Consider the following 704-nt stretch of genomic DNA (forward strand, 5'->3'; position numbering starts at 1 on the left):
GGGAAGCGAGTTTTGCGCTGTACCTGGTGCACGTGACTGTTATCAAATTAATTCTGACGCACCGTGACTTGTTCGGTGCGCTCCCGATTCAAGTCCTTTTCTGTATCTATGCGGCAGCCGGGATCGCCGTGTCCTGTGTCATCTATCTCATCTTTGAAAAGCCGATCAGGAATTGGGCCCGCGGCGTGCAAATCGGCCGCAAGGTGGAACCTAAATCGACTGAGCCGCCACAACGAGCCATTAGATGGCCACGGATGTTATCGCCGGCACAACCTGACTGATCTTAAAGTTTACCGTCACATAGCACGGCGCGGACCTGTTCAGTTTAATGTGCAGATATCCGTTAGACTGGTTGTAATAGTAGCCAGCGACAAATGTGTCCGCCATGGATGGGTCGTTTTGCGTTAACCCGAAAGTGGCTTTGAACATGGTCGAGGCTATATCGAACGTAAACAAATACTGCCCGATATTCACTCTCGTACGAAACGAAGCATCCAACGCAGATGTTTGTATAAACGTACTGACTGACCCTTCGGTGCACGTCGGATTGATGACCCCGCCGCCGGCCGAAGTGGAAATCGGGTTATCTTTAATGACAAGCCCTTGATAGGTGGTGCTGAACGACGTGCCGGCAGGAGAATACCGCTCAACAACCTTACTCATTCCGCCGGAGCCGGTGTTCCCCGTTATAACGATGTCGCGAA

2 protein-coding genes are annotated in these 704 nt (G+C 51.7%); one reads left to right on the forward strand and one right to left on the reverse strand.

Annotated features, from left to right (window positions below; all coding sequences use genetic code 11):
- Positions 1-281: hypothetical protein (locus ACTJKP_RS27050; RefSeq protein WP_440632855.1), on the forward strand; the 281-nt coding region annotated here is incomplete at its 5' end.
- Here the strand turns inward: ACTJKP_RS27050 and ACTJKP_RS27055 are convergent.
- On the reverse strand, positions 241-704 hold a 464-nt coding region (locus ACTJKP_RS27055), incomplete at its 5' end, for a hypothetical protein (protein WP_440632856.1). The genes ACTJKP_RS27050 and ACTJKP_RS27055 overlap by 41 nt on opposite strands.

The sequence above is a fragment of the Brucella sp. 22210 genome (assembly GCF_052045675.1).
Classification (GTDB): Bacteria; Pseudomonadota; Alphaproteobacteria; order Rhizobiales; family Rhizobiaceae; genus Brucella.